We start from the raw sequence: 21,375 nt of genomic DNA, 5'->3' as shown, positions 1-21,375 counted from the left end.
TTACACTAGCATCCTGACGCAACAGTCAGGCAAATCATCACCAAAGAATGAAGAATGGAGTTAATCATGACGGGCCCTTTCAAACACGCGCTGGCATGCGCGGCGACCTTGCTGCTTTCGCTGGGGGCCCATGCGGCCGCCCACGCGGGCGATATCACCCTGTTCGAAGACGTTGATTTTCGTGGCCGCGCAGTGAACCTGCGCGAGACGACGGACGATCTGTCACGCTTTGGCTTCAACGACAAGGCGTCGAGCATCCTGGTGCGTTCGGGCACCTGGGATGTGTGTACCGATGCCGGCTTCCGCGGCAGATGCAAGACCCTGGGGCCGGGGGAGTACAGCTCGCTGCCGGGCATGAATGACGCCATCAGTTCGGTGCGTGAAACGGGGCGCGGCGATGGCTACAATCCGGGACGCCCGGGGCGCGATCCGGACCGTGGCAATGGCGGCTATGGGCGTGGCGGCACGCTGGAGGTATATTCGGGCGCAGGACAGAATGGCGGCTCGGCGCGGCTGAACCGCGATACGGACGATTTCGTCAATATCGGTTTCAACGACCGCACCACCAGCATCGTCATCTACAACGGCTACTGGCAGTTGTGCAGCGACTCGAACTATAACGGCGTGTGCCGCATCTTCGGCCCCGGCCGCCACGACGACCTGGGACGCGGCCTCGATGGGCGCGTCTCGTCGGCGCGCATGGTCGATGAGCGCGAAGCGCGGCGCCAGCAGCAGTACGAACGGCCGCAGTATGAGCAGCCGCAGTACCAGCAGCCGCAGTACCAGCAACGCGGCGCTGTCCTGCTGTTCCCCGAAGCGGGCATGCGCGGCGAACCGCTGGCGCTGGACCGCAATGCGGAAGACCTGGTGCGCTACAACTTCAATGACCGCGCCTCGTCCATCGTCGTCAACGAGGGCCAGTGGGAAGTGTGCAGCGATTCGAACTTCCATGGCCGCTGCGAAGTGATCGGACCGGGCGAATACGGTCGCTTGAACGGCCTGGAAAACCAGATTTCCTCGCTGCGCCGCGTGCGCTGATTTTCTCCGGCACACATGCTGACAGGCCGCCTGCCGGGTTGATCCCGCCAGGCGGTTTTTACATTCGCTGCCGTGCGCTGACCTTTGCTTGCTCTTTGTTACACTCGCCGCCTGCCGCCCGGACTACACTGGCGAAAATGTAATCAGTATTGGAGTTGTCATGGTTCGATCTTTCCGGCCCGCGCTGCTGTGCGCCGCCACCTTCCTCGCCCCCCTTGCCGCATCTGCGGGCGAAATCACCCTGTTCGAGGACGCCGGTTTCCGCGGCCGCCCGGTCAGCCTGCGTTCCGACACGGGCGACCTGTCGCGCATGGGCTTTAACGACAAGACCTCCAGCATCATCGTGCGCTCGGGCACCTGGGAAGTGTGCAAGGACGCCAATTACCGTGGTAACTGCCGTACCTTTGGACCTGGCCGCTACGGCAGCATGCCGGGCATGAACGACGCCGTTTCCTCCGTGCGCGAAGTGGGCCGCCCGGGCCATGGCGGCGGTGATTACCGCCCCGATCACCGTCCCTATCCTCCGCGTCCGGAGCGTCCTCATCCCGGTTATCCGGGCCATGGCGGCGGACACCGTCCCGACATGAATGGCGCCGTGCTGATGTTTCCTGACGCCGGCATGCGCGGTCGGCCCGTGCGCCTGGACGGCGAAGTGCGCGACTTGAGCCGCTATGGCTTCAATGACCGCGCCGAATCGATCGTCGTCAACTACGGTCGCTGGGAGTTCTGCGTCGATGCCAACTTCCGTGGCCGCTGCGTGGTGATGGGGCCAGGCAGCTACGGCCGCCTGCACGGTGGCCTTGACCGCCGCATTTCCTCGCTGCGCCGCGTGCGCTAGGCGTTTTTCGCTGCCCCTTTCACCGCCCGCGCGCCCCGTGCCTCGCGGGCGGTGTTGTATTGTGCGCACGCGCTGTCGGCGCCAATTCGTGTACTCTTCCCATAGGCAGTTCAACCATGGGGAGCAAGCACGGTGGAATACAAGGACTACTACAAGGAGCTTGGCGTCGAGAAGACGGCGACCGAGGCCGAGATCAAGAAGGCGTATCGCAAACTGGTGCGCAAATACCACCCCGACGTGAGCAAGGAACCGGACGCCGACAAGCGCACCAAGGCCCTGAATGAGGCCTACGGCGTGCTGGGCGATGCGGAAAAGCGCGCCGCCTACGATGAACTTGGGCGTAACCAGGGCGCCCAAGGGCAGCCATTCCGGCCGCCGCCGGATTGGGGTTCGGGCTACGAATCGTCGGGCGCCGACGACAGCGACTTCTTTGCCGACCTGTTTGCCCACGTGGGCGGGCGCCGCCGCGCCGGCGGCAGTTTCCAGATGCAGGGCGAGGACAGCCATGCCGCCATCACCATCGATTTGCACGACAGCTACCAGGGCGCCAAGCGCCATATCGTCATGCGCGTGCCCGAAGCGGACGCGCAAGGCCATGTAGTGACGCGCGAGCGCACCCTGGAAGTGACGATACCGAAAGGCGTCACGGAGGGCCAGCAGCTGCGCATGAAGGGCCAGGGCCATCCTGGCAGCGGCGGCGCGCCCGCCGGCGACCTGTATCTGGAAATCCGCTTCCAGCCCGATGCACGCTACAAGGTGGAAGGGCGCGACGTGTTCGAGACGGTGCCCGTCACGCCGTGGGAGGCGGCGCTGGGCGGCGAAATCGCCGTGCCCACGCCATCGGGCACGGTGGCAGTCACCGTGCCGCCCAATTCGCAGACGGGGCGCAAGCTGCGCTTGAAGGGGCGCGGCATTCCCGCCGCCCAGCCGGGCGACCTGTATCTGCTGCTGGAAGTGGTGCTGCCGCCGGCGAACGACGACAAGGCGCGCGAATTGTATGCAACCATGGCGCGCGAGATGGCTTTCAATCCGCGCCAGAAGCTGGGAGGGTGAATCATGACAAACAAGGTAATTGGCGAACTGCTCGAAGATCGTGCCCTGAGCCTGGAGGAACTGGCGCGCGCCTGCGCCGTGGAACCGGACTGGGTGGTGCAGCATGTGCAGACGGGCGTGCTGCTGCAAAATGGCCCGCCAGCGGGGCAATTGACGGCCTGGCGCTTCACCAGCCTGGACCTGGTGCGCGCGCGCCGCCTGCACGAAATCGAATCCGTGTTCGACGCGAATGCCGAACTGGCCGCGCTGGTGGTCGATTTGTCGGAAGAGGTGGCGCGCCTGCGCCGGCGCCTGCACGTGCTGGGCGTCGATTAGACCATTCGCCCTTATACCGGCTCGCCGTGGCGTGTCACGGTGAGCCTGGCTATATAAAACTGCCCGTCGACGACCACCCGGTGCGGGATGCCGGCCACGTCGAAGCCGGGGCCGCCGTCTTCCATCCATTCCTGCGCCAGCGAGTCGAACTGCTGCGGCGTCATGCGCAGCATCTGCGCCGTGATGACGAAGCGCGCGCCAGGTTTTTGTTTGTTGACGAAGTCGTCGATGCCGGCCATGTGAATCTCTTCAATGTTGTGTCTGAAATCGGGGTCAGCCCCCCGGACACGTTGGCACTGAGCTTTGCGTTGGCGGTGTTGAGGGGCTGACCCCAGCAGTTGTTTGGGGCTTGCCCCCGCATGATACCCGCCCGCGCGCGCTTCTAGAAGACCTGTTCCAGCAAAGGCAACTGCTCCGCAAAGCGCTCGGTCAGCCACTTGCCCGCCTGGCCGGGCGGCGTGTCGGCGCGCTGGATCAGGTAAATCGGATAATTCTCGCCCTTGTCTACGGCCAGCGGCAGGTGCACCAATCGTCCTGCCGCCAGATCCTCGCGCACCATCGCTTCGGGCATGTTGCCCCAGCCAAGTCCCGCGCGCAGCAGCGCGTGCTTGGAACCGAGGTCGCCCAGGCGCCAGTTGCGCAATCCCAGCACGCCGAAATCCTGGCCTTGCGTCAGGTCGCTGCGGTCGCTGAGCACCAGCTGCACGTGTTCGCGCGCCACGTTGGAGGCAATCGGCCCTTCCTGCTGCGCCAGCGCGTGGCTGGGCGCGGCCACGGGAATCAGGCGCACATGGCCCACGGCCAGGCGTTCGAAGACGCTGGCCGTCGCCGTCATCCAGCCACCGAGGCCGATGTGGCAGCTGCCATCCATCACCAGTTGCGCCACGGCGCCCATGGCTTCGATGCGCAGGCGCAGGGCGACGGTGGGAAACTGCGCCTGGAACGCTTCCAGAACGCGCACCAGCACGCAGGTGGGAAACATCACGTCGACCACCACCGACACTTCCGCCTCCAGCCCGCCGGCCAGCGCCTTGGCGCGCGCGCGCATGCCATCGACCTTCAGGGCCACGGCGCGCGCATCGGCCAGCAGGGCCTTGCCCGCGTCCGTCAGGGTGGGCTTGCGCTTGCTGCGGTCGAGCAGCACCACATTCAGTTGTTCTTCCAGGTTGGCGACGGTGTAGCTGATCACCGACTGCGTGCGGTGCAACTGGCGCGCCGCGTGGGCGAAGCCGCCCGCGTCGATGACGGCGACGAAGACGCGCAACTGGTCGAGCGAAGGCTGGCCCGGTTCTCTCATGGCAACTCCATATCTAGAATTTCGATGCTAAACATTTATATTTATACGGTTTCATCGATGGTAGACCCGAACTATGCTGTGTGCAAGGGCTGCGACGTGGCCCATCCCGTCACCGATTTCCACAGGAGCAATTCATGAGCAAGGTCTTACACATCAATAGCAGCGTGCGCAACAGCGGTTCCCTGTCGCGCCAATTGTCCGGCGAATTCGTCGCCAAACTGGCTGCGCAAGGGGCCAGCGTCGTCGAACGCGACCTGGCCGCGCAGCCCGTGCCGCACCTGACGGAAGAGGTGATGGGCGCCTTCTTCACGCCGGCCGAACAGCGCAGCGCGCAGGCGGCTGCGGCCGTGCAATTGTCCGATACCCTGGTCGATGAATTGCTGGCCGCCGACGTGCTGGTGCTGGCTGCGCCCATGTACAACTTTTCCGTGCCCTCGACCCTGAAGGCGTGGATTGATCACGTGGCGCGCGCGGGCCGCACTTTCCAGTACACGGCCACCGGCCCCGTCGGCCTGGCGACGGGCAAGAAAGCGGTGATCTTCACGGCCAGCGGCGGTGTCTACAGCGCCGGCCCGGGCGCCGCGTATGACTACCTGAGCACCTATCTGCGCACGGCGCTGGGCTTCATCGGCATCACCGATATCGAGTTCGTGCAAGCCGAAGGCGTGGCCATGGGCGAGGACGCCGTCGCCAGCGCGATCGCCAAGGGCCGCGCTTCGATCGAGGCCCTGGCCGCCTGAGCCAGGTCCTCGGGGGGGTTGCCAATCTGCCATGGTTGACATAAGCTTGCCGGCGGCACGCCCCGTGCCAGCCCGGCGAGTGGTTCGCCATGAAAGTCCCCCATGCACAAGTTGGCAAGCGCAGTACTGTTCGGATGTTCCCTGCTGGCGGCAGGTATTGCGCAGGCGCAAACTGCGCCAGTGGCACCGCCCCACGTGGGGCGTCACGCCTCCACGCCCGACGATATCCGCGCCATCGAAAAAGTCGTCGCCGACTTCCAGGCGGCCCTGATCGCCAAGGATGTCAAGCTGCTGTCGTCGCTGATGCTGCACACAAACATTCTGTTCGCTTCGCCGGCCGACGACGGTTTCATCCAGAAAATGCGCGACACGACGGACGTCCATTTCGACGGCGTCGCGGTGGCCGGCTATATCGGTTTCGCCAACTTCATCAAGCGCGAACCGCAGCGCACGGAAGAAAAATTCTACAACGTCAAGATCACCCAGGACCGCCATGTGGCGTGGGTCAACTTCGACTACGAATTCCTCGTCGGCGACAAATTGTCCAACTATGGCGTGGAAGCGTGGCAGATGGTCAAGCGCGATGGCCAATGGAAAATCCTCAGCGTCGTCTGGTCCATGCATGCCGCCGCCGAGGCAGGGCAATAGGCGCCAGCCATGCCGCGTCAGTCGCGCGGCAGCTCGCGGATTTCTACCGTGCCACCTGCGTTCAGTACAGGGTTGCCCAGCAATAATTTTTTCGCATCGTCTATACTTTCGGCTTGCACACGTAGATAGCCTGACAAGTGCGGCGTCACCGGTCTGGCCTGGCCTGAGCGGTGCACGCAAATGCCGGGCCCGATGGAGCTGCCACCGCAGAAGCGGCCACTGGCCTTGAGCATGGCGAAGTAGTCTTGCCAGGCGGACGTGGCGATGTCCATTGGTGTTTCCGTGTCGTCATGCATGAAGATGATGTAGTCATTCATCTTTTTCTCCTGTGCCGCGTGATAAAAAGAGAGCTGAATTGAGTATCCTGAGCAATCGCGAGCGCATGGTTTTACCCTCACCGTGTCAGTCCGTAGAGACAAGCTGTCCGGCCATGTCATTTTTGGAGCGCACATCGTGCCGATAAAGTATGTTGATTTTTATGAGGTGAATTACACGGCAGAGCGCTTGCGCGGCTGCAAGCTATGGGGCGCGTACGTCGCCATCTATGCCCCCTCGTCCAACCCCATGCACCGGGTGAATTTGCTGCACAAGCGCAGGGTGTCGGCCGACCATCAGTTTACAACGGAAGCGGAGGCCATGGCGGAAGCGGGCGAGGTGGCCGTCAAGCTGGTCGAGCGGCGCCGGCGCCGTTATGTCTTCCACCCCTGAGCTGTCGCTCGGCTTGTTCAGGGACAAGTTATTGCGAATGAGCACGGTCCTGGCGTTGACGGTGTAGGCGCACTACCGAAGTTGCCCGTATCATACAAAATATCGTCACGCCTGAGGACCGCCATGAAACGCCAGTTGCACCTGCTCGTCATCGACCCGCAAAACGATTTTTGCGACTTGCCTGCCACCTGGCTGCCGCCAGGTGCCGCACCGGCCCTGGCCGTGCCCGGCGCACACGCCGACATGCTGCGCGTGGCGCAGCTGATCCGCGAAGGGGGCAGCGGTTTGACGCAGATCAGCGTGACGCTCGACGCCCACCACCGCTATGACATCGCCCACCCCGCCTTCTGGCGCACGGGCGATGGCGCTCCCGTCGCGCCGTTTACGCAGATCAGCGCGCAGCAGGTGCGCGACCGCCTGTTCCTGCCCGCCGCCAGCGGTGCCTTGCCGCGCGCGCTGGCTTATCTCGATGCCTTGCAGCAAGCGGGGCGTTATCAATTGATGGTGTGGCCCGTGCATTGCGAAATCGGCAGCTGGGGCCAGAATATCCATGCGGCCGTGCGCGCCGCCTATAACGGCTGGGAAGTGGATCAGCTGCAAGTGGTTGCCAAGCTGAGCAAGGGTTCCAACCCGTGGACCGAGCATTACTCGGCCGTCATGGCCGAAGTGCCCGACGCGCAGGATGCTGCCACGCAGCGCAACCTGGAGTTCCTCGCCACCCTGCTGCCGGCGCAGCAGATTTATGTCGCCGGCGAGGCGGGCAGCCATTGCGTGAAAGCCAGCACGGAGCACATCGCCGACTACTTGCAGGCGCAGCAGGGACCACAGGCGCTGGCGCGGCTGGTGCTGTTGACGGACTGCATGAGTCCCGTCACGGGCTTTGCAGCGCAGCAGCGCGACTTCCTGGCCGCCATGCACGAGCGCGGCGCGCGGCTGGCCACGTCCGCCGACGTCTTGCCCGAATTGCTGGCCAATGCGCTGGCCTGAGCCATTGTTGAGCGTGCGCTGCTGAAATGCTTGCGGTGGCGTACTATTCTGGCTTCAGGAAGTTGGAGAAAACACACATGACCCCGATAGTGCGCAGTTTGCTGGAAACCGATCTGTATAAATTTACAATGTGGCAAGCATTGCTGCACGGTCATCCGAATACCCATACCGAATACGAATTTGTCTGCCGTAACGCCACCGCCTTTCCCCTGGCCGAACTGAAGGTCGAGCTGGAAGAACAGCTAGACCACCTGTGTTCGATGTCATTTGCCGACGACGAGCTGGCCTATTTGCGCACCCTGCGCTTCATGAAGAGCGATTTCGTCGACTTTTTGACGGTGTTCCGCTTCCAGCGCAAGTTCATCGAGGTCAGCACGGATGGCGACACCCTGCTGGTGCACGCGGCCGGGCCGCAGGTGCATGTGATGGGTTTCGAGATTTTCGTGCTGTACATCATCAACGAACTGTATTTCCGCCGTTTCGACCTGGACGCGGCCATGCGCGAAGGGCGTCATCGCCTAGGCTTGAAAGTGGCGGCCGTCAAGGAATTCGGCAAGCTGCCACGGCGCAAGCACCCGTTTGAGTTTTCCGATTTCGGCGTGCGCCGGCGTTTTTCCGGCGCCTGGCACGACGAGGTGGTGCAGCGCCTGGCGCATGAAGTGCCGGAATATTTCAAAGGCACGTCGAATGTGTACCTGGCGAAAAAGCTCGGCATCGTGCCGATCGGCACCATGGCGCATGAATACATGCAGTCATTCCAGTCGTTCGGCGTGCGCCTGCGCGACTTTCAAAAGGCGGCACTGGAAGACTGGGTGCAGGAATACCGGGGCGACCTGGGCATCGCCCTGACGGACGTGGTCGGCATGGATGCTTTCCTGGCCGACTTCGACCTGTATTTTGCCAAGCTGTTCGACGGCTTGCGCCACGATTCGGGCGACCCCGTCGAGTGGGGCGAAAAGGCGCTGGCCCACTACGCGGCCCTGCGCATCGACGCCAATACCAAGCGCCTCGTGTTTTCCGACGGCCTGGACCTGGACAAGGCCTTCGCCCTGTACCAGCACTTCGCCGACCGCATCATGACGGGTTTCGGTATAGGCACCAATCTGACCAACGATGTGGGTTTGACGCCGCTCAACATCGTCATGAAACTGGTGCGCTGCAATGGCCAGTCGGTGGCGAAATTGTCGGATTCGCCGGGCAAGACACTGTGCAAGGATGAAACTTTCCTCGCCTACTTGCGGCAGGTGTTTCACCACCCCGCCGTTTAAGAGCCTATCCCAGTAGATGAATACATCCCCTGCTGGCGCCCCTCAGAAGCGGGGACTGCGTTGTTCGTCGTTGCGTGGCTCGCCACGCGTCCTCCTCACGCCTTGTCCGCGCTCCTGATCCGCTGCCAGCAGATGACGCTCCCTACTGGGATAGGCTCTAAGCGCTTGACATAAGCTACTGCGCGTCGCAATTTGCGGCCTCCGATGCTCACTGCCTCGGCGGCCCAGTGCTCAGCACAGTTCCGCTTCTCGGGCACAACTTGCTGCTGCTCGCTACGCTTCTGTCCGGCGCTTAAGTGCCAGTCTAGAAGCCTGCGACCACCGTGTTCATGTGCTCGACCTGGGGCGGGGCGGCGAAGAATTCGCCGACGAGACCGCGCCAGGCCTGGAAGTCGTCGCTGCCGCGGAAATGCACGGTATGGTCTTCCAGCGTCGTCCAGCCCACCACCAGACGGTAGGCATCGCCATTTTCGATCGAGCGCTCCAGGCGCATCGACTCGCAGCCGCGCGCGCGCTGGAACAGGGGCACGGCTTTGGCGACGGCCGCCTCGAAGGCGTCATGCGTGGCCGATTTGATCTGGATATGGGCAATTTCAAAAATCATGGCAAGTTCCACTGTGGAATGAAGGAAGCTTGATCTTGCCATAATTTGGCCGCGCGGGGGAGGGCCGCGCTCAGTGCGCGCCCGCTTGTTCTCTGCCATCCGCCTTGCCATCACCCTTGCCATCGCTTGCGGCCCGCGTGGCTGGCCGTGCGCTGTTCGATGTCGCTGCCGCCATGCGCTTGCACGATGGCGGCGGCCCGTTCGCTGTCCCCGGCCTGGTGCACGGCGACGACAAGGCGGAACATGCCGCGCCACGCCGCCTTGCCCTGCACGGTGACGGCCTCGTCGTCGACCGTATCGAGCTGCACGGCGTGCGCGGGGAAACCCTGCTCCAGCAGGGCGCTACGGGCCTGCTGCGCATCGGCAAGCTGGTCGAAGATGCGGATAAGGGCAGGCGAAACAAGGGGGCTGGTGGAGGTGCTCATGGCCAGGCTTTCCAGTAGGGGTATCCGAGTTTGACTTGCAAGCCTGTAAAAAATTCTGCCTCAGCCTGTAAAATCCTCGATCAAGGCGCAAAAGTTTGATAAATATCCAGTATGACTGCCAAGTCGCGCTAAGATACGCCTTGCGGTGCATCTTGCAGGCAGGGATGCGGGGTCAATCTTTCATAGGAGAACTAAATGGCAGCGAAGAAAATTCTGTTTTTGACCGGCGATTTTGCAGAAGATTATGAAACGATGGTGCCGTTCCAGGCCCTGCTGATGCTCGGCCATACCGTGCATGCCGTTTGTCCCGGCAAGAAAAGCGGCGCGACGATCAAGACGGCCATCCATGATTTCGAGGGCGACCAGACCTACACGGAAAAGCCGGGTCATTTGTTCACCCTGAACGCCAGCTTCGACGAGATCGATCCGGCCGACTATGACGCCGTGATGATCGCCGGCGGCCGCGCGCCCGAATACCTGCGCCTGAACGAGAAAGTCATCGCCGCCGTGCGCCACTTTGCCGACGCGGGCAAACCTGTCGCCGCCGTCTGCCACGGCGCGCAATTGCTGGCCGCCGCCGATGTCATCCGCGGCAAGCGCATTTCCGCTTATCCCGCCTGCGCGCCGGAAGTCAAGCTGGCGGGCGGCACGTATGCCGACATCGCCGTCACGGACGCCGTCACCGATGGACAGTTCGTCACGGCGCCTGCCTGGCCTGCGCATCCGGCCTGGCTTGCGCAGTTCGTCAAGCTGCTGGGCACCGAGATACGTTTGTAACCTTCACCAGCCCGGCAGGCCGCAGCGCTTGCCGGGCGCACCACTTTTCAGATTCGAGTTCTTCATGCATGCGCCGCGCAGTCAACCTTCCCGCAAACAACTTCCAGCGTCGCGCTGGCGCCAGCGCCGCCTGGCGCAAGCCGAATCTGGCCTGAGCGTCGCGCAGGAACGCCAGCTGGCCACCCTGCATGAGATTTCCACCTTGCTGGCAGGCCAGCACGCCATCGATGCGCTATGCCGTGGCTTCCTGCACCATGTGATGCAGTTCGCGCAAGCCGAAGGCGGCACCGTGCGTATCCTCGATCCGCAGCACGATACGGTGCACATCATCGTGCATGAGGGCATTTCCGATGCCATGGTGGAAGAGGAACATTGCATCCGCAATAACGATTGCCTGTGCGGCGCTGCCGTGGCGCAGGGCGTGATCCAGATCCGCGATTTCCGCCAGGTCGATGCGCTGCAGCGCTTCCGCTGCCAGGAAGAAGGTTTTATTGCCATCGCCGTCTTTCCCATCCTCGCGCGCGAGCAGGTGGTGGGCAGTTTTTCGCTGCACTTTGCGCGCCCGCAAGCCGTACATGCGCAGCAGCAGGGCTGGCTGGAAACGCTGGGACAGAGCCTGGGCATCGCCATCGAGAACCAGCGCCTGATCGCGCGCGAGAAGGAATTTGCCGTCGCGCGCGAACGCAGCCTGCTGGCCGAAGGCTTGCATGACAGCATCGCGCAAAGCTTGAACTTCATCAGCCTGCAAGTACAGATGCTCGACGATTCCGTGCGCCGTGGCCAGCTCGACGAAGCGGCCGAAGTGTTGCCGCTGATGCGCATGGGCGTCGAACAAAGCTACCAGGATGTGCGCGAATTGCTGGTCAATTTCCGCACGCGCTGGCATGGCAGCGACCTGGAAAGCAAACTCAGCGAAGTGCTGGCCAAGTTCGAGCTGCAAACGGGCGTCGTCGGCACCCTGGACATGAGCGGCAATGGCGCGCCGCTGGCGCCGGAGCAGCAGTTGCAGATCCTGTTCATCGTGCAGGAAGCGCTGTCGAATATCCGCAAGCACGCGCAAGCGAGCAACGTGGCCCTGCGGGTGGAAAACGGGCGCGACTTTGCGCTGCAGGTGCGCGACGATGGTGAAGGCTTCGCCGCCAACCTGCGCGACAAGAAAACGGAATTGCAGATCGGCTTGCGTATCATGCAGGAAAGAGCCGAGCGGCTGGGCGCGCAATTTGCCATCGACAGCACGCCCGGCGGCGGCACGACGATCTCGCTAGCCTTGCCGGCAGCCCGGCGCCAGGCGGCGTAACAGACGATTCATTCCTACCAGTCAGAAGATACAAATACGTGAACGCTCCAATCAAAATCCTGCTGGTCGACGACCACACCTTGCTGCGCAGCGGCGTCAAGCTGCTGCTGCAGCGCAATCCTCTATTCCAGGTGGTGGGCGAGGCATCGAACGGACTCGACGGCGTGCGCCTGACGGCCGAGCTGCGGCCCGACGTGGTGCTGATGGACTTGAACATGCCCGGCGTAACAGGCGTGGAAGCGCTGCAGCTGATCTTGCAGGACATGCCGCAGATGGTGGTGCTGATGCTGACCGTATCGGAAAATGCAGCCGACCTGGGCGCGGCACTGCGCGCGGGCGCGCGCGGTTACCTGCTGAAAAATATAGAAGCCGAGCAGCTGGGCCAGGCCATTTGCCGCGCCGCCGCCGGCGAATCGGTGATTGCCGACGCCATGACGGCCAAGCTGGTGTCGCAGTTCCGCGCGGGACAGAACGCGCCCCAGGCCGACTACGACAAATTGACGCCGCGCGAACGCGAAGCCATGGCTTGCCTGGCGCGCGGCCAGAGCAACAAGGAAATCGCGCGCCAGCTGGACGTGGCCGAAAGCACGGTGAAAATCCACGTGCAAAATATCCTCAAAAAGCTTAAGCTCAGCAGCCGTGTGCAGATCGCCGTGTATGCGGTGGAGCGCGAACTCGGCAAATAAGAGTACCTACATAAGCTACTGCGCGTCGCGATTTGCGACCTCCGATGCTCACTGTGCTCAAGCACAGTTCCGCTTCTCTGTCGCAACTCGCTGCCGCTCGCTACGGTTCTGCTAGGCACTCTAAAAATCAAAAAATGCGCAAATTAATGGCAAAAAATGCGCGATTGTTTGATCTGCATGGCGTTCCGGCCTAGACAACCCTAGTTCCTTTGACGTATGGCCTTGACGGTGCCTGCGCATTACACTCTTAGTCATTCGCTAATCTAATAAGAGAGTGTCATGCATAAGGTCAACGTCGATGGCTTGCTATCGAGCCAGGCTCTGTTCCGCCATATTTCCCCTTCGCAATTAGAACAATTGCGCCAGGATGTCGTGCGCGTCGAAGTGGAAAAAGGCAAAGTGCTGTTCCGCAAGGGCGAAGTGGCGGAAGGCGCCTATGTGGTGGTCTTCGGCCTCGTCAAGCTGAGCGTGTTTTCCATGGAAGGTACCGACAAGGTACTGGAACTGATCCGCCCGGGTCAGAGCTTTGGCGAAGCCATGATTTTCCTCGACGAACCGTATCCGTTCTGCGCCGAAGCGCTCGAACACTGCCTGCTGCTGCGCATCCCGCCGCACGCGCTGCTGCGCCTGCTGGACCAATCGCCGCGTATCGCGCGCCAGATGATGAACAGCCTGTCGCACCACCTGATGGGTTTTATTCGCAACGTGGAACGATGCTCCGTGCAGAACGCCACCCAGCGCGTGGTCGAGTACCTATTGCAGGCGTCGGACCAGCAGCGTTCGAACGAGGTCAAGCTGGACTTGAAGAAAAGTCTGCTGGCATCGTTTTTGAACCTGGCGCCCGCCACCCTGTCGCGCGTGCTGCACCAGCTGACGGACTTGCATTTGATTAAAGTCAGCGGTTCGCTGATCCAGATCCAGCCTGATGCGCTGAAGACGTACCGTCACGGCTCCGCCACGGCCATGTTGAACTAAGCTTTTTCAGTAGGCAAGGTCAGCCGCCAGAACAGCAGGGCGAGCAAGCTGACCGCCGCGCCCAGCGCGCATACCCCATGCCAGCCCGCCAGCGCATATACGCTGGTGGCGGCAATCGCACCGACACCGCTTCCCACCGCATAAAACAGCATATAGCACGCCACCAGGCGGCTGTGCGCGTCGCTGTCATCCTGGAAGATCAGGCTCTGGTTGGTCACGTGGATGGCCTGGCCTGCCAGGTCCAGCGCGATGATGCCGACGACCAGGGGCCACAGGGCCGCGCCGGCAAAGCCGAGCGGCAGCCACGCGGCCAGCAGCAACAGCAGCGCCGCGCCCGTCGTCCACTGGGCCCGGCCCTTGTCGGCCAGCGCGCCGGCCCGCGCCGCGCCCAGCGCCCCGATCACGCCCACGAGGCCAAACGCGCCGATGGCCGCGTGCGTATAGCCTTGCTCAGTCAAGGGCAGTACCAGGGCGCTCCAGAAAATATTGAAGACGGCAAACATCAGCAGGGCCAGCATGCCGCGCACGCGCAGCACCTTGTTGTGCCTCAACATGTCCAGCATCGAGGTAATCAGGGCGCCGTAGGCCAGCCGTTGACTGGCCGGCTGCGCCGGCGGCAGCTTGTGCCACAGCAGCAACAGCAGTGCGCAAGCCATGGCCGCCGAGACAAAATACACGGCGCGCCAGTCGGCCAGATCGGCCACCACGCCGGACAAGGTGCGCGCCAGCAGCAGGCCGATCACCACGCCGCCCTGCGCCATGCCCACGACCCGGCCCCGCTCGTGGCTGGCTGCCGCACTGGCCGCGTAGGCGATCAAGCCCTGCGTCATGGCGGTGCCCAGCAAGCCTACCAGCAGCATGCCGCCCAGCAAGGCGGTCGTGGAACGGGCGCAGCCCAGCGCCGCCAGGGAGATGGCAAGCAGGCCCAGCTGGAACAAGGTCAGGCGGCGCCGGTTCAGCATGTCGCCCAGGGGAACCAGCAGCAGCAGGGCCAGCGCGCAGCCGAGCTGCGTGGCCGTGACGACCATGCCGCTGGCGGCGTCCGTCATGCCGAATTCGTGCGCCAGGGTGGCGAGCAAGGGCTGGGCGTAATACACATTGGCCACGCTGAGGCCGGCTGCGCAGGCGAACAGCCAGACGAGGGTGGGGGGAAGTGTTGTCGTGAGGGGAGGGTTTATGTCGCGCATAGAGTTTACAATAAAGTGGTTTCAAATTAAAACTAGTTGGAGTCTACGTCGGGAAGTTTTAAAATGCAACCACTCAATCCTGGAGACTGCCCGTGGCCAAGCGCAAAAGCCTGAAGACCGACCCCTGTCCCGTGGCGCGCGCGCTCGACGTGATCGGCGAGCGCTGGTCGCTCTTGATCGTGCGCGACGCCTTCGACGGCATGCGCAGGTTTGGGGAATTCCAGAAAAGCCTGGGCGTGGCGAAGAATATCCTGGCCGACCGCCTGCACACGCTGGTGGAAGAGGGCATTTTTACGGTCGCGCCTGCCTCGGACGGCACGGCTTACCAGGAGTACGTGCTGACGGCCAAGGGTCTGGGCCTGTTTCCCGTCGTGGTGGGCTTGCGCCAGTGGAGCGAGGCGCAATTGTTCGAATCGGGCGAGGCGCATTCCACCTTGCTGCAGCGCGGTTCAGGCTTGCCCGTGCGCAGGATGGACGTGCTGGCCGAGGATGGCCGCGTCTTGCAGGCGGGTGATACCGTCGTGCACAAGGTGTCGCCCCAATGACGCGCGTGGCCGTGCTGGGCGGCGGGATTACCGGCGTGACGACGGCGTATGCGCTGGTGAAACGGGGCATGGACGTGACCCTGATCGAGCGGCACCGCTATGCGGCCATGGAAACGTCGTATGCGAATGGCGGGCAATTGTCGGCATCGCACGCGGAAGTGTGGAACCACAAGGCAACGATATGGAACGCCCTGAAATGGATGGCGCGGCGCGATGCACCGCTGCTGCTCCATCCCTGGCCCAGCTGGCACAAGCTGAGCTGGTTTGCACAATTTCTTGCCGCCATGCCGGACTATGAGCGCAACACTATCGCCACGGCGCGCATGGCGATCGCCGCGCGCGAACATTTGTTTGCGTGGGCGCAAGCGGAAAACATCGCTTTCGATCATCGCCGCGCAGGCATCCTGCATGTCTATCGCGACAAGGCCGGTTTCGAGCGGGCGGCCGGCGTGTCGCGCCTGCTGGCCCGCGGCGGCTTGCAGCGGCGCGCCGTCACGCTTGCGGAAATGCGCGCCATCGAACCGGCCCTTACAGGCGACTTTTACGGCGGCTACTACACGGACAGCGATTCCACGGGTGACATCCACAAATTCACCAGCGGCCTGGCCGATGCCTGCGCGCGCCTGGGCGTGGCGTGCAACTATGGTCAGGAAGTCACTGCGCTGGCGCGCGAGCACGGCAAGGTGCGCGTCAGCATGGGCGGGGACAGCACCTTGTTCGACGCCGTCGTCATCTGCGCGGGCACGGCCAGCCGCGCCATGGCGGCATCGTTGGGCGAGCATGTGAATGTGTATCCCGTGAAAGGCTATTCGATCACCGTGCAGCTCGATGACGCAGCCAGCCGGGCGGCGGCGCCCAAGGTCAGCCTGCTCGACGACGCCACCAAGCTGGTCAGCAGCCGCCTGGGCGAGGACCGGCTGCGCGTGGCGGGCACGGCGGAATTCAATGGCGTCAACCACGACATCCGCGCCGACCGCATCCGCCCGCTGCTGGCATGGGTCGAACAATGTTTTCCTGACGTCAATACGAGCAAGGTGATCCCGTGGGCGGGCCTGCGCCCCATGCTGCCGGCCATGCTGCCGAAAGTGGGGCCGGGCAAGGCGCCCGGTGTGTATTACAACACGGGCCACGGCCATCTGGGCTGGACCCTGGCGGCGGCAACGGCCGAGATGGTGGCCGAGGCGGTGGCTAGTTCTTCGGCAGCAAATCGCTGAGCGCGGCGCGGCCCTTGACGGTGAGGAAGGGGCCGACCTTGCTGTAGGACAGTAAAAAATCGTTTTCGCAGCCGCTGCCGTTGGAATCTTCCCAGAACGACACGCCTTCCGGCTTCAGGGACAGGTGGAAGCGGCCACGGCCGTCGTAATCCGTGCCCTTGCACTCGGCGTCGATTTTTACATTCTTGAAGAGGGCCTGGCGCAAGCGGTCCGGCAATTCGGCCTTGTCGTCGCCATCGCTGGCGCTGGCGCCAAACCAGTTCCACACGTCCGTTTCCTGGCCCGTTTTTACGTCCCAGGTGCGGAATTTGATGGAGATGCCATTGGCGCCATAGCCTGCCGGCCAGCGGTAAAACTTGATCGTCACCCAGCGCGGCGACCAGTAGGTGGGCTCCGCATACACTTCGTCTTCCGTCGTGAAACCGTTGCGACCCAGGTATTCGCGGCGCGTGGCATAGAAGTCGGCCAGGTCCTTTTTGTTCTTTGCCAGCACGGCGCGCAGCTGCGCATTGATTTTCGCCACGCCGTCGCCGGGGCCGATCAATTCCGCCGTGATGGTGTCGCCGATTTGCAGGTTGCGGTATTGCTTGCCTTCGAAGGCGATGGGTTTGCTCACCTTGGTGCTGGGAAAGTCTTCCAGCGCCAGGTTGTAGGCATCGCTGGCGCAGGATGGATGGTCGCGGTCGCCCGCCGCTTCCAGCAGGGTCAAGGCCAGGGGTAGGGTCTTGCCGCTTTTTGGGTCCGTCCAGGTGCCGATGAGCTTGTCACTTAGCTTGCCGCCCTGCGACGCGTTGAGTTTCCACGTGCCCGTCGTGTCGCCCTTGGCGTCGGATTCGCTCCAGTCGCTCTTGCCGTTCGGCATGGTCAGCATGATGGGCGTCTTGTAGCGCGTGTAGTAATAATTGCCGCTGCGGTCAGCCCCTTGCGTGGGGCTGGGCTGGTTGAAGCAGGCGACGATATTGGCCTTGCCCAACGTGCCCTGCCACACCCCTTGCACGGGCGGCTCGGCCGCCATGGCGACATTCAGGGCGGGCAGGGTCAGGCAAGCAAACAGAAAGCGGCGCATCGGTTTTTCCTCTCGTGGGCGATGGCCGATTCTACATGGCCACCGCCTGGAAATGCCACACGCCAACTTTTATGCGGGCTTTTCCTGTGCCACCACGGCCATCGCCGCGCCCAGGTATTGCAGCATGGCGGCGTCGACAAAGCTGCCTTCCATCAGGCGCGGTTCCTGTTGGTGCGCCTGGCGGAATTTCAGCTGCGTGGCGGGGGCCGTGCCCGCATACGAACGGAACAGCTCCAGCCACTGCCGCGCCAGTTGCAGCACGGCCGGGTCGGTGGGCGGCGTGCGCGCATCGATGGCGGCGCGTACGGCGGCGATCAGGGCCGGCCACTCGCCCGAGCGCTTGCCGTAGTTGGCGGCCAGGTGCGCATATTCCTGCGCATCGAGGAAAGGACGATACAGCGCAATGCGCGAGGCATTGAAGGCGGCGATGATGAACTGCATCAGCTCCGCATCGATGCTGGTCGTCGCTTGCATGGATGGTTCCTGCGCGTGCATGTCGTTCAGGCGCGCGAACATGCCGGGATGGGCGCCCGTGTCGCGCACCAGCTTGACCATCCATTCCGTGGCCAGGGCCTGCGCTTGGGCATCATCGGGGCCGGCGCCCGCGTCCCTGGCGGCGCGCACGCTTGCCACCAGTGCCTTCCATTCCTGTGCCACGGCCGCATCGGACAGCAGCGGCAGTTGTTGCAGTTCTTCGTTGCTAAAGTATTTGTCGTACATGGTCATCAACTCCATTGTAGTGAGCCACTCGCTCAGTTCCGGGGCCTGCCCCTGCGCCAGCTGCGCCTGCAAGGTGCACAGGCGTACACGCAGGGTGGACGCCTGCGCGATCTGGCGCTCCAGCATGGCGATCTGCTGCGCCACGATGGTGCTCAAGGGCAGGTCCGGCCCGGCGAGGGCGTTGGCGATATCGGCCAGCGACAGCCCGAACTTGCGCAACGCCATGATCCGGTGCAGCCGGTCCATGTCGCCGTGCTGGTACAGGCGGTAGCCAGCTTGCGTGCGCGCCGAAGGCGAGAGCAGGCCGATGCTGTCGTAGTGGTGCAGGGTGCGGATAGTCAGGCCCGTGAGCCTGGCCAGTTCACCGATTTTCAACAGCATCGTCTTCTCCTTGTCTTCAGTGCGTGCAACCACGATGGCGCCTGACGCTACGTCAGGGTCAAGCAGGAATGTAGCAGAGGACCCGAAAAAACCGGCAAAAGAATCCGTTGACCTTCATTTTTTTGTACGGTATATTTATAAAACCGAATGACAGCATCAGCAAAAGAAGAGGGTTCGGGCCAGGCAGCATGACGGAATAATCGTTGTGCGGCGCAGCAAGATGCGCCCTTGGCAGGGCTGGAAAGACAATCCGCGCAGACGGATTTTTTTCACAGTTAGTTTGTACGTTAAATATAATATGCCGTCGGCAAGAGCCGGCCGGCGAGAGAGACGACCATGATGAAAAGTATCGTTTGCGATACGCCCGGCAGTTTGCGCATGGAGCAGCGCCCCGTGCCCGTGCCCGGCGAAGGCGAAGTGCTGCTGCGCATACGCCGCGTCGGCATCTGCGGCACCGACATGCATATCTTCCGCGGCACCCAGCCCTTCCTCAGTTATCCGCGCGTGATGGGCCATGAGTTGTCCGGCCATATCGACAGCGCGCCAGCCGGCTCGCGCCTGGCCGTGGGCGACCAGGTCTACGTGATGCCCTACCTTTCGTGCGGCAGCTGCGTGGCCTGCCGCCAGGGCAAGACCAACTGCTGCACCCGCATCGAAGTGCTGGGTGTGCACCGCGACGGCGGCATGACCGAATACCTGGCGCTGCCCGAGCGCTTTGTCTTCAAGACCGAAGGCATCTCGCTCGACGACGCGGCCATGATCGAATTTCTCGCCATCGGCGCGCATGCCGTCAAGCGCGGCGCGGTCGATGCGGCCAAGCGCGTGCTGGTGGTGGGCGCCGGCCCGATCGGCATGGCAGTGATGCTGTTCGCCTCCTTGAAAGGCGCCGACGTGACGGTGCTCGATGGCCGCGCCGACCGCCTGCAGTTCTGCCGTGACGCGCTGGGCATCGCCCGCACGGTGGCGCTGGGCGAGGGCGACAAGGAGCAGTTGTCGGAGGCCACCGGCGGCGAATTCTTCGATGTGGTGTTTGACGCCACCGGCAATATCGCCGCCATGGAGCGGGGCCTGGACTTTGTCGCCCACGGCGGATCCTATGTGCTGGTGTCCATCGTGCGCGACCGCCTGTCCTTTTCCGACCCTGAGTTCCACAAGCGCGAAACGACCTTGCTGGGCAGCCGTAACGCCACCGTCGACGATTTCGAGGAAGTGGTGGCGGCCATGAAGGCGGGACTGGTGCCGACCGCGCTGCTCAATACGCACCGCACGACGCTCGACGAATTTACCGGCGTGCTCGATCACTGGATGCAGCCCGAAGCGGGCGTCATCAAGGCCATCGTCGAGGTCTGAGATGGCTCACCCCGACCATAATCCCATCCTGCAGTTCGGCACCAGCCGCTTCCTGCAGGCGCACGCCGACCTGTTCGTCAGCGAGGCGGCCAGCCTGGGCCAGGCGCTGGGCAATATCACCATCGTGCAAACCACGCACAGCGCGCAGGGCGCGGCGCGCGTGGCGGCGTTTCGCCGCAGCGGCGGCTATCCGGTGCACATCCGCGGCTGGCAGGACGGCGCGCAAGTCGATGAAGAGCGCTGCGCCCGCGCCGTCACGCAAGCGTGGCAAGCCGGCAGCGACTGGCGGCAGGTGCGCGATGCGGCCGTGGCCGCGCGCGTGATCGTCTCGAATACGGGCGACACGGGTTACCAGCTGGATGACGCCGACCACGCCGGCATGCTCGATGGCGCGGCCGTTCCCGCCAGCTTTCCCGCCAAGCTGCTGGTGCTGCTGCACTGGCGCTTCCTGGCCGGCGCCGCGCCCATCTCGATTTTTCCATGCGAACTGGTGGCCGACAACGGCAAGGTGCTGCGCCAGGTGATCGTGACGCTGGCGCGGCAGTGGCAGCTCTCGCCAGGCGCCATCTCGTATCTGGAAACGGGCTGCCTGTGGATCAATTCCCTGGTCGACCGCATCGTTTCCGAGCCGATCGAACCGATAGGCGCGGTGGCCGAGCCGTATGCGCTGTGGGCCATCGAGGCGCAGGAAGGCATGCTGCTGCCGTGCCGCCATCCGCAACTGGTGGTGACAGGCAGCCTGCGCGTGTATGAACAGCGCAAGCTGTTCCTGCTCAATCTGGGCCACACGTATCTGGCGCAGCTGTGGATGGAACGGGGCAGTCCGGCCGGCATGACGGTGCGCGAGGCGATGGACGATGGCGCCATGCGCACCGCGCTGGAAGCCTTGTGGCATGAGGAAGTGCTGCCCGTGTTTGCCGCCATGGAGGCGCTGCACGGTGACGCCGCGCTGGCCTATGTGGCGCAGGTCAGGGAACGCTTTTGCAATCCCTTCCTCGCACACCGCCTGGCCGACATCGCCCAGCACCACGCCGGCAAAATCGAGCGCCGCATGGCGCCCGTGGTGGCGCTGGCGCAGCAGCTCTGTCCCGCCCTGGCACAGCCGGGCCTGCGCGCCATGCTGGCGCCGGGAGCGCAGCCATGAACGCCCCGCTCACCGCAGTTGTTTCATTTTCGGCATGCCGATCCAATCCGATATCGACTAAAATGGCCCACTCATCCACTTTCCCTTTCGCTGGCATAGCGCGTTCATTCAT

At 63.3% G+C, this 21,375-nt stretch carries 25 protein-coding genes; 17 read left to right on the top strand and 8 right to left on the bottom strand.

From position 1 onward, the window contains the following. Positions 1-66 precede the first annotated feature (66 nt). From ACQ4W0_RS03670 to ACQ4W0_RS03655, 4 genes are all read left to right on the top strand, one after another. Positions 67-1,038 (top strand): beta/gamma crystallin family protein, encoded by a 972-nt coding sequence (locus ACQ4W0_RS03670; RefSeq protein ID WP_436575542.1) that lies wholly within the window; start codon positions 67-69, stop codon positions 1,036-1,038. Between the two features lie 160 nt (positions 1,039-1,198). Further along, positions 1,199-1,876 (top strand): beta/gamma crystallin-related protein, encoded by a 678-nt coding sequence (locus ACQ4W0_RS03665; RefSeq protein ID WP_436575541.1) that lies wholly within the window; start codon positions 1,199-1,201, stop codon positions 1,874-1,876. A gap of 132 nt (positions 1,877-2,008) precedes the next feature. Then, the gene (locus tag ACQ4W0_RS03660; RefSeq protein WP_436575540.1) at positions 2,009-2,929 is read left to right on the top strand and encodes a DnaJ C-terminal domain-containing protein; all 921 of its coding nucleotides are present in this window, start codon (positions 2,009-2,011) and stop codon (positions 2,927-2,929) included. A gap of 3 nt (positions 2,930-2,932) precedes the next feature. Next, positions 2,933-3,244 (top strand): chaperone modulator CbpM, encoded by a 312-nt coding sequence (locus ACQ4W0_RS03655; protein WP_099665182.1) that lies wholly within the window; start codon positions 2,933-2,935, stop codon positions 3,242-3,244. Positions 3,245-3,255: 11 nt separating this feature from the next. Here ACQ4W0_RS03655 and ACQ4W0_RS03650 read toward each other — a convergent pair whose 3' ends face one another. Next, on the bottom strand, positions 3,256-3,483 hold the full coding sequence (locus tag ACQ4W0_RS03650; RefSeq protein ID WP_436575539.1) for a hypothetical protein: 228 nt from the start codon (positions 3,481-3,483) through the stop codon (positions 3,256-3,258). Positions 3,484-3,626: 143 nt separating this feature from the next. Beyond that, positions 3,627-4,541, bottom strand: a complete 915-nt coding sequence (locus ACQ4W0_RS03645; protein ID WP_436575538.1) for a LysR family transcriptional regulator — start codon at positions 4,539-4,541, stop codon at positions 3,627-3,629. Between the two features lie 134 nt (positions 4,542-4,675). On the opposite strand from ACQ4W0_RS03645, the gene ACQ4W0_RS03640 reads away from it, so the two are divergent. Together ACQ4W0_RS03640 and ACQ4W0_RS03635 are read left to right on the top strand one after the other, a co-directional pair. Beyond that, the gene (locus ACQ4W0_RS03640) at positions 4,676-5,281 is read left to right on the top strand and encodes an FMN-dependent NADH-azoreductase (RefSeq protein ID WP_436575537.1); all 606 of its coding nucleotides are present in this window, start codon (positions 4,676-4,678) and stop codon (positions 5,279-5,281) included. 102 nt (positions 5,282-5,383) lie between these two features. After that, positions 5,384-5,929, top strand: coding sequence for a nuclear transport factor 2 family protein (locus tag ACQ4W0_RS03635; protein ID WP_436575536.1), 546 nt, complete (start codon positions 5,384-5,386; stop codon positions 5,927-5,929). A gap of 17 nt (positions 5,930-5,946) precedes the next feature. On the opposite strand, the gene ACQ4W0_RS03630 is transcribed toward ACQ4W0_RS03635, so the two are convergent. After that, a complete protein-coding gene (locus tag ACQ4W0_RS03630; RefSeq protein ID WP_436575535.1) occupies positions 5,947-6,246 on the bottom strand; it encodes a YciI family protein in 300 nt (99 codons plus the stop codon). 136 nt (positions 6,247-6,382) lie between these two features. On the opposite strand from ACQ4W0_RS03630, the gene ACQ4W0_RS03625 reads away from it, so the two are divergent. From ACQ4W0_RS03625 to pncB, 3 genes are all read left to right on the top strand, one after another. Then, a complete protein-coding gene (locus ACQ4W0_RS03625) occupies positions 6,383-6,637 on the top strand; it encodes a hypothetical protein (RefSeq protein ID WP_436575534.1) in 255 nt (84 codons plus the stop codon). A gap of 123 nt (positions 6,638-6,760) precedes the next feature. After that, a complete protein-coding gene (locus tag ACQ4W0_RS03620; RefSeq protein ID WP_436575533.1) occupies positions 6,761-7,624 on the top strand; it encodes a cysteine hydrolase family protein in 864 nt (287 codons plus the stop codon). Positions 7,625-7,701: 77 nt separating this feature from the next. Next, positions 7,702-8,892, top strand: a complete 1,191-nt coding sequence (gene pncB / locus ACQ4W0_RS03615; protein ID WP_436575532.1) for a nicotinate phosphoribosyltransferase — start codon at positions 7,702-7,704, stop codon at positions 8,890-8,892. A 304-nt stretch (positions 8,893-9,196) separates the two neighbouring features. On the opposite strand, the gene ACQ4W0_RS03610 is transcribed toward pncB, so the two are convergent. Both ACQ4W0_RS03610 and ACQ4W0_RS03605 read right to left on the bottom strand, forming a co-directional pair. After that, the gene (locus tag ACQ4W0_RS03610) at positions 9,197-9,496 is read right to left on the bottom strand and encodes an antibiotic biosynthesis monooxygenase family protein (protein WP_436575531.1); all 300 of its coding nucleotides are present in this window, start codon (positions 9,494-9,496) and stop codon (positions 9,197-9,199) included. Positions 9,497-9,606: 110 nt separating this feature from the next. After that, positions 9,607-9,921 (bottom strand): hypothetical protein, encoded by a 315-nt coding sequence (locus ACQ4W0_RS03605; protein ID WP_436575530.1) that lies wholly within the window; start codon positions 9,919-9,921, stop codon positions 9,607-9,609. A 195-nt stretch (positions 9,922-10,116) separates the two neighbouring features. Between ACQ4W0_RS03605 and ACQ4W0_RS03600 the strand changes: the two genes are divergently transcribed. The 4 genes from ACQ4W0_RS03600 to ACQ4W0_RS03585 all read left to right on the top strand — a co-directional run bounded on the left by ACQ4W0_RS03600 (position 10,117) and on the right by ACQ4W0_RS03585 (position 13,656). Further along, positions 10,117-10,698 (top strand): DJ-1/PfpI family protein, encoded by a 582-nt coding sequence (locus tag ACQ4W0_RS03600; RefSeq protein WP_096234228.1) that lies wholly within the window; start codon positions 10,117-10,119, stop codon positions 10,696-10,698. A gap of 64 nt (positions 10,699-10,762) precedes the next feature. Continuing rightward, positions 10,763-11,995 carry a GAF domain-containing sensor histidine kinase gene (locus ACQ4W0_RS03595; protein ID WP_436575529.1) on the top strand — a complete coding sequence of 411 codons (1,233 nt, stop codon included), beginning with the start codon at positions 10,763-10,765 and terminating at the stop codon, positions 11,993-11,995. Positions 11,996-12,033: 38 nt separating this feature from the next. Then, on the top strand, positions 12,034-12,681 hold the full coding sequence (locus tag ACQ4W0_RS03590) for a response regulator (RefSeq protein ID WP_436575528.1): 648 nt from the start codon (positions 12,034-12,036) through the stop codon (positions 12,679-12,681). A 279-nt stretch (positions 12,682-12,960) separates the two neighbouring features. Then, complete coding sequence (locus ACQ4W0_RS03585; protein WP_034759676.1) at positions 12,961-13,656, top strand: Crp/Fnr family transcriptional regulator; 696 nt, start codon at positions 12,961-12,963, stop codon at positions 13,654-13,656. Here the strand turns inward: ACQ4W0_RS03585 and ACQ4W0_RS03580 are convergent. Further along, positions 13,653-14,843 carry an MFS transporter gene (locus ACQ4W0_RS03580; protein ID WP_436575527.1) on the bottom strand — a complete coding sequence of 397 codons (1,191 nt, stop codon included), beginning with the start codon at positions 14,841-14,843 and terminating at the stop codon, positions 13,653-13,655. The two genes, ACQ4W0_RS03585 and ACQ4W0_RS03580, sit on opposite strands and share 4 nt — an antisense overlap. 92 nt (positions 14,844-14,935) lie before the next feature. Here ACQ4W0_RS03580 and ACQ4W0_RS03575 point away from each other — a divergent pair, with 92 nt between their 5' ends. Together ACQ4W0_RS03575 and ACQ4W0_RS03570 are read left to right on the top strand one after the other, a co-directional pair. After that, positions 14,936-15,388, top strand: a complete 453-nt coding sequence (locus ACQ4W0_RS03575) for a winged helix-turn-helix transcriptional regulator (RefSeq protein ID WP_436575526.1) — start codon at positions 14,936-14,938, stop codon at positions 15,386-15,388. After that, positions 15,385-16,602, top strand: coding sequence for a D-amino acid dehydrogenase (locus tag ACQ4W0_RS03570; protein WP_436575525.1), 1,218 nt, complete (start codon positions 15,385-15,387; stop codon positions 16,600-16,602). Before ACQ4W0_RS03575 ends, ACQ4W0_RS03570 begins: the two co-directional genes overlap by 4 nt. Here the strand turns inward: ACQ4W0_RS03570 and ACQ4W0_RS03565 are convergent. Both ACQ4W0_RS03565 and ACQ4W0_RS03560 read right to left on the bottom strand, forming a co-directional pair. Beyond that, entirely contained in the window at positions 16,577-17,668 is a 1,092-nt protein-coding gene (locus ACQ4W0_RS03565) for a hypothetical protein (RefSeq protein WP_436575524.1), read from the bottom strand. The two genes, ACQ4W0_RS03570 and ACQ4W0_RS03565, sit on opposite strands and share 26 nt — an antisense overlap. 69 nt (positions 17,669-17,737) lie before the next feature. Further along, complete coding sequence (locus ACQ4W0_RS03560) at positions 17,738-18,769, bottom strand: MerR family transcriptional regulator (protein ID WP_436575523.1); 1,032 nt, start codon at positions 18,767-18,769, stop codon at positions 17,738-17,740. Positions 18,770-19,108: 339 nt separating this feature from the next. On the opposite strand from ACQ4W0_RS03560, the gene ACQ4W0_RS03555 reads away from it, so the two are divergent. Together ACQ4W0_RS03555 and ACQ4W0_RS03550 are read left to right on the top strand one after the other, a co-directional pair. After that, positions 19,109-20,119, top strand: a complete 1,011-nt coding sequence (locus ACQ4W0_RS03555; RefSeq protein WP_436575831.1) for a zinc-binding alcohol dehydrogenase family protein — start codon at positions 19,109-19,111, stop codon at positions 20,117-20,119. A gap of 1 nt (position 20,120) precedes the next feature. After that, positions 20,121-21,263, top strand: a complete 1,143-nt coding sequence (locus ACQ4W0_RS03550) for a mannitol dehydrogenase family protein (RefSeq protein ID WP_436575522.1) — start codon at positions 20,121-20,123, stop codon at positions 21,261-21,263. The last annotated feature ends 112 nt before the right edge of the window (positions 21,264-21,375 follow it).

Origin of the sequence: Janthinobacterium breve (genome assembly GCF_051380895.1) — a bacterium.
In the GTDB taxonomy this organism is placed as follows: domain Bacteria; phylum Pseudomonadota; class Gammaproteobacteria; order Burkholderiales; family Burkholderiaceae_D; genus Janthinobacterium.
The sequence above is the reverse complement of the archived record's forward strand: the minus strand, read 5'-3'. Positions and strand labels throughout refer to the sequence as shown.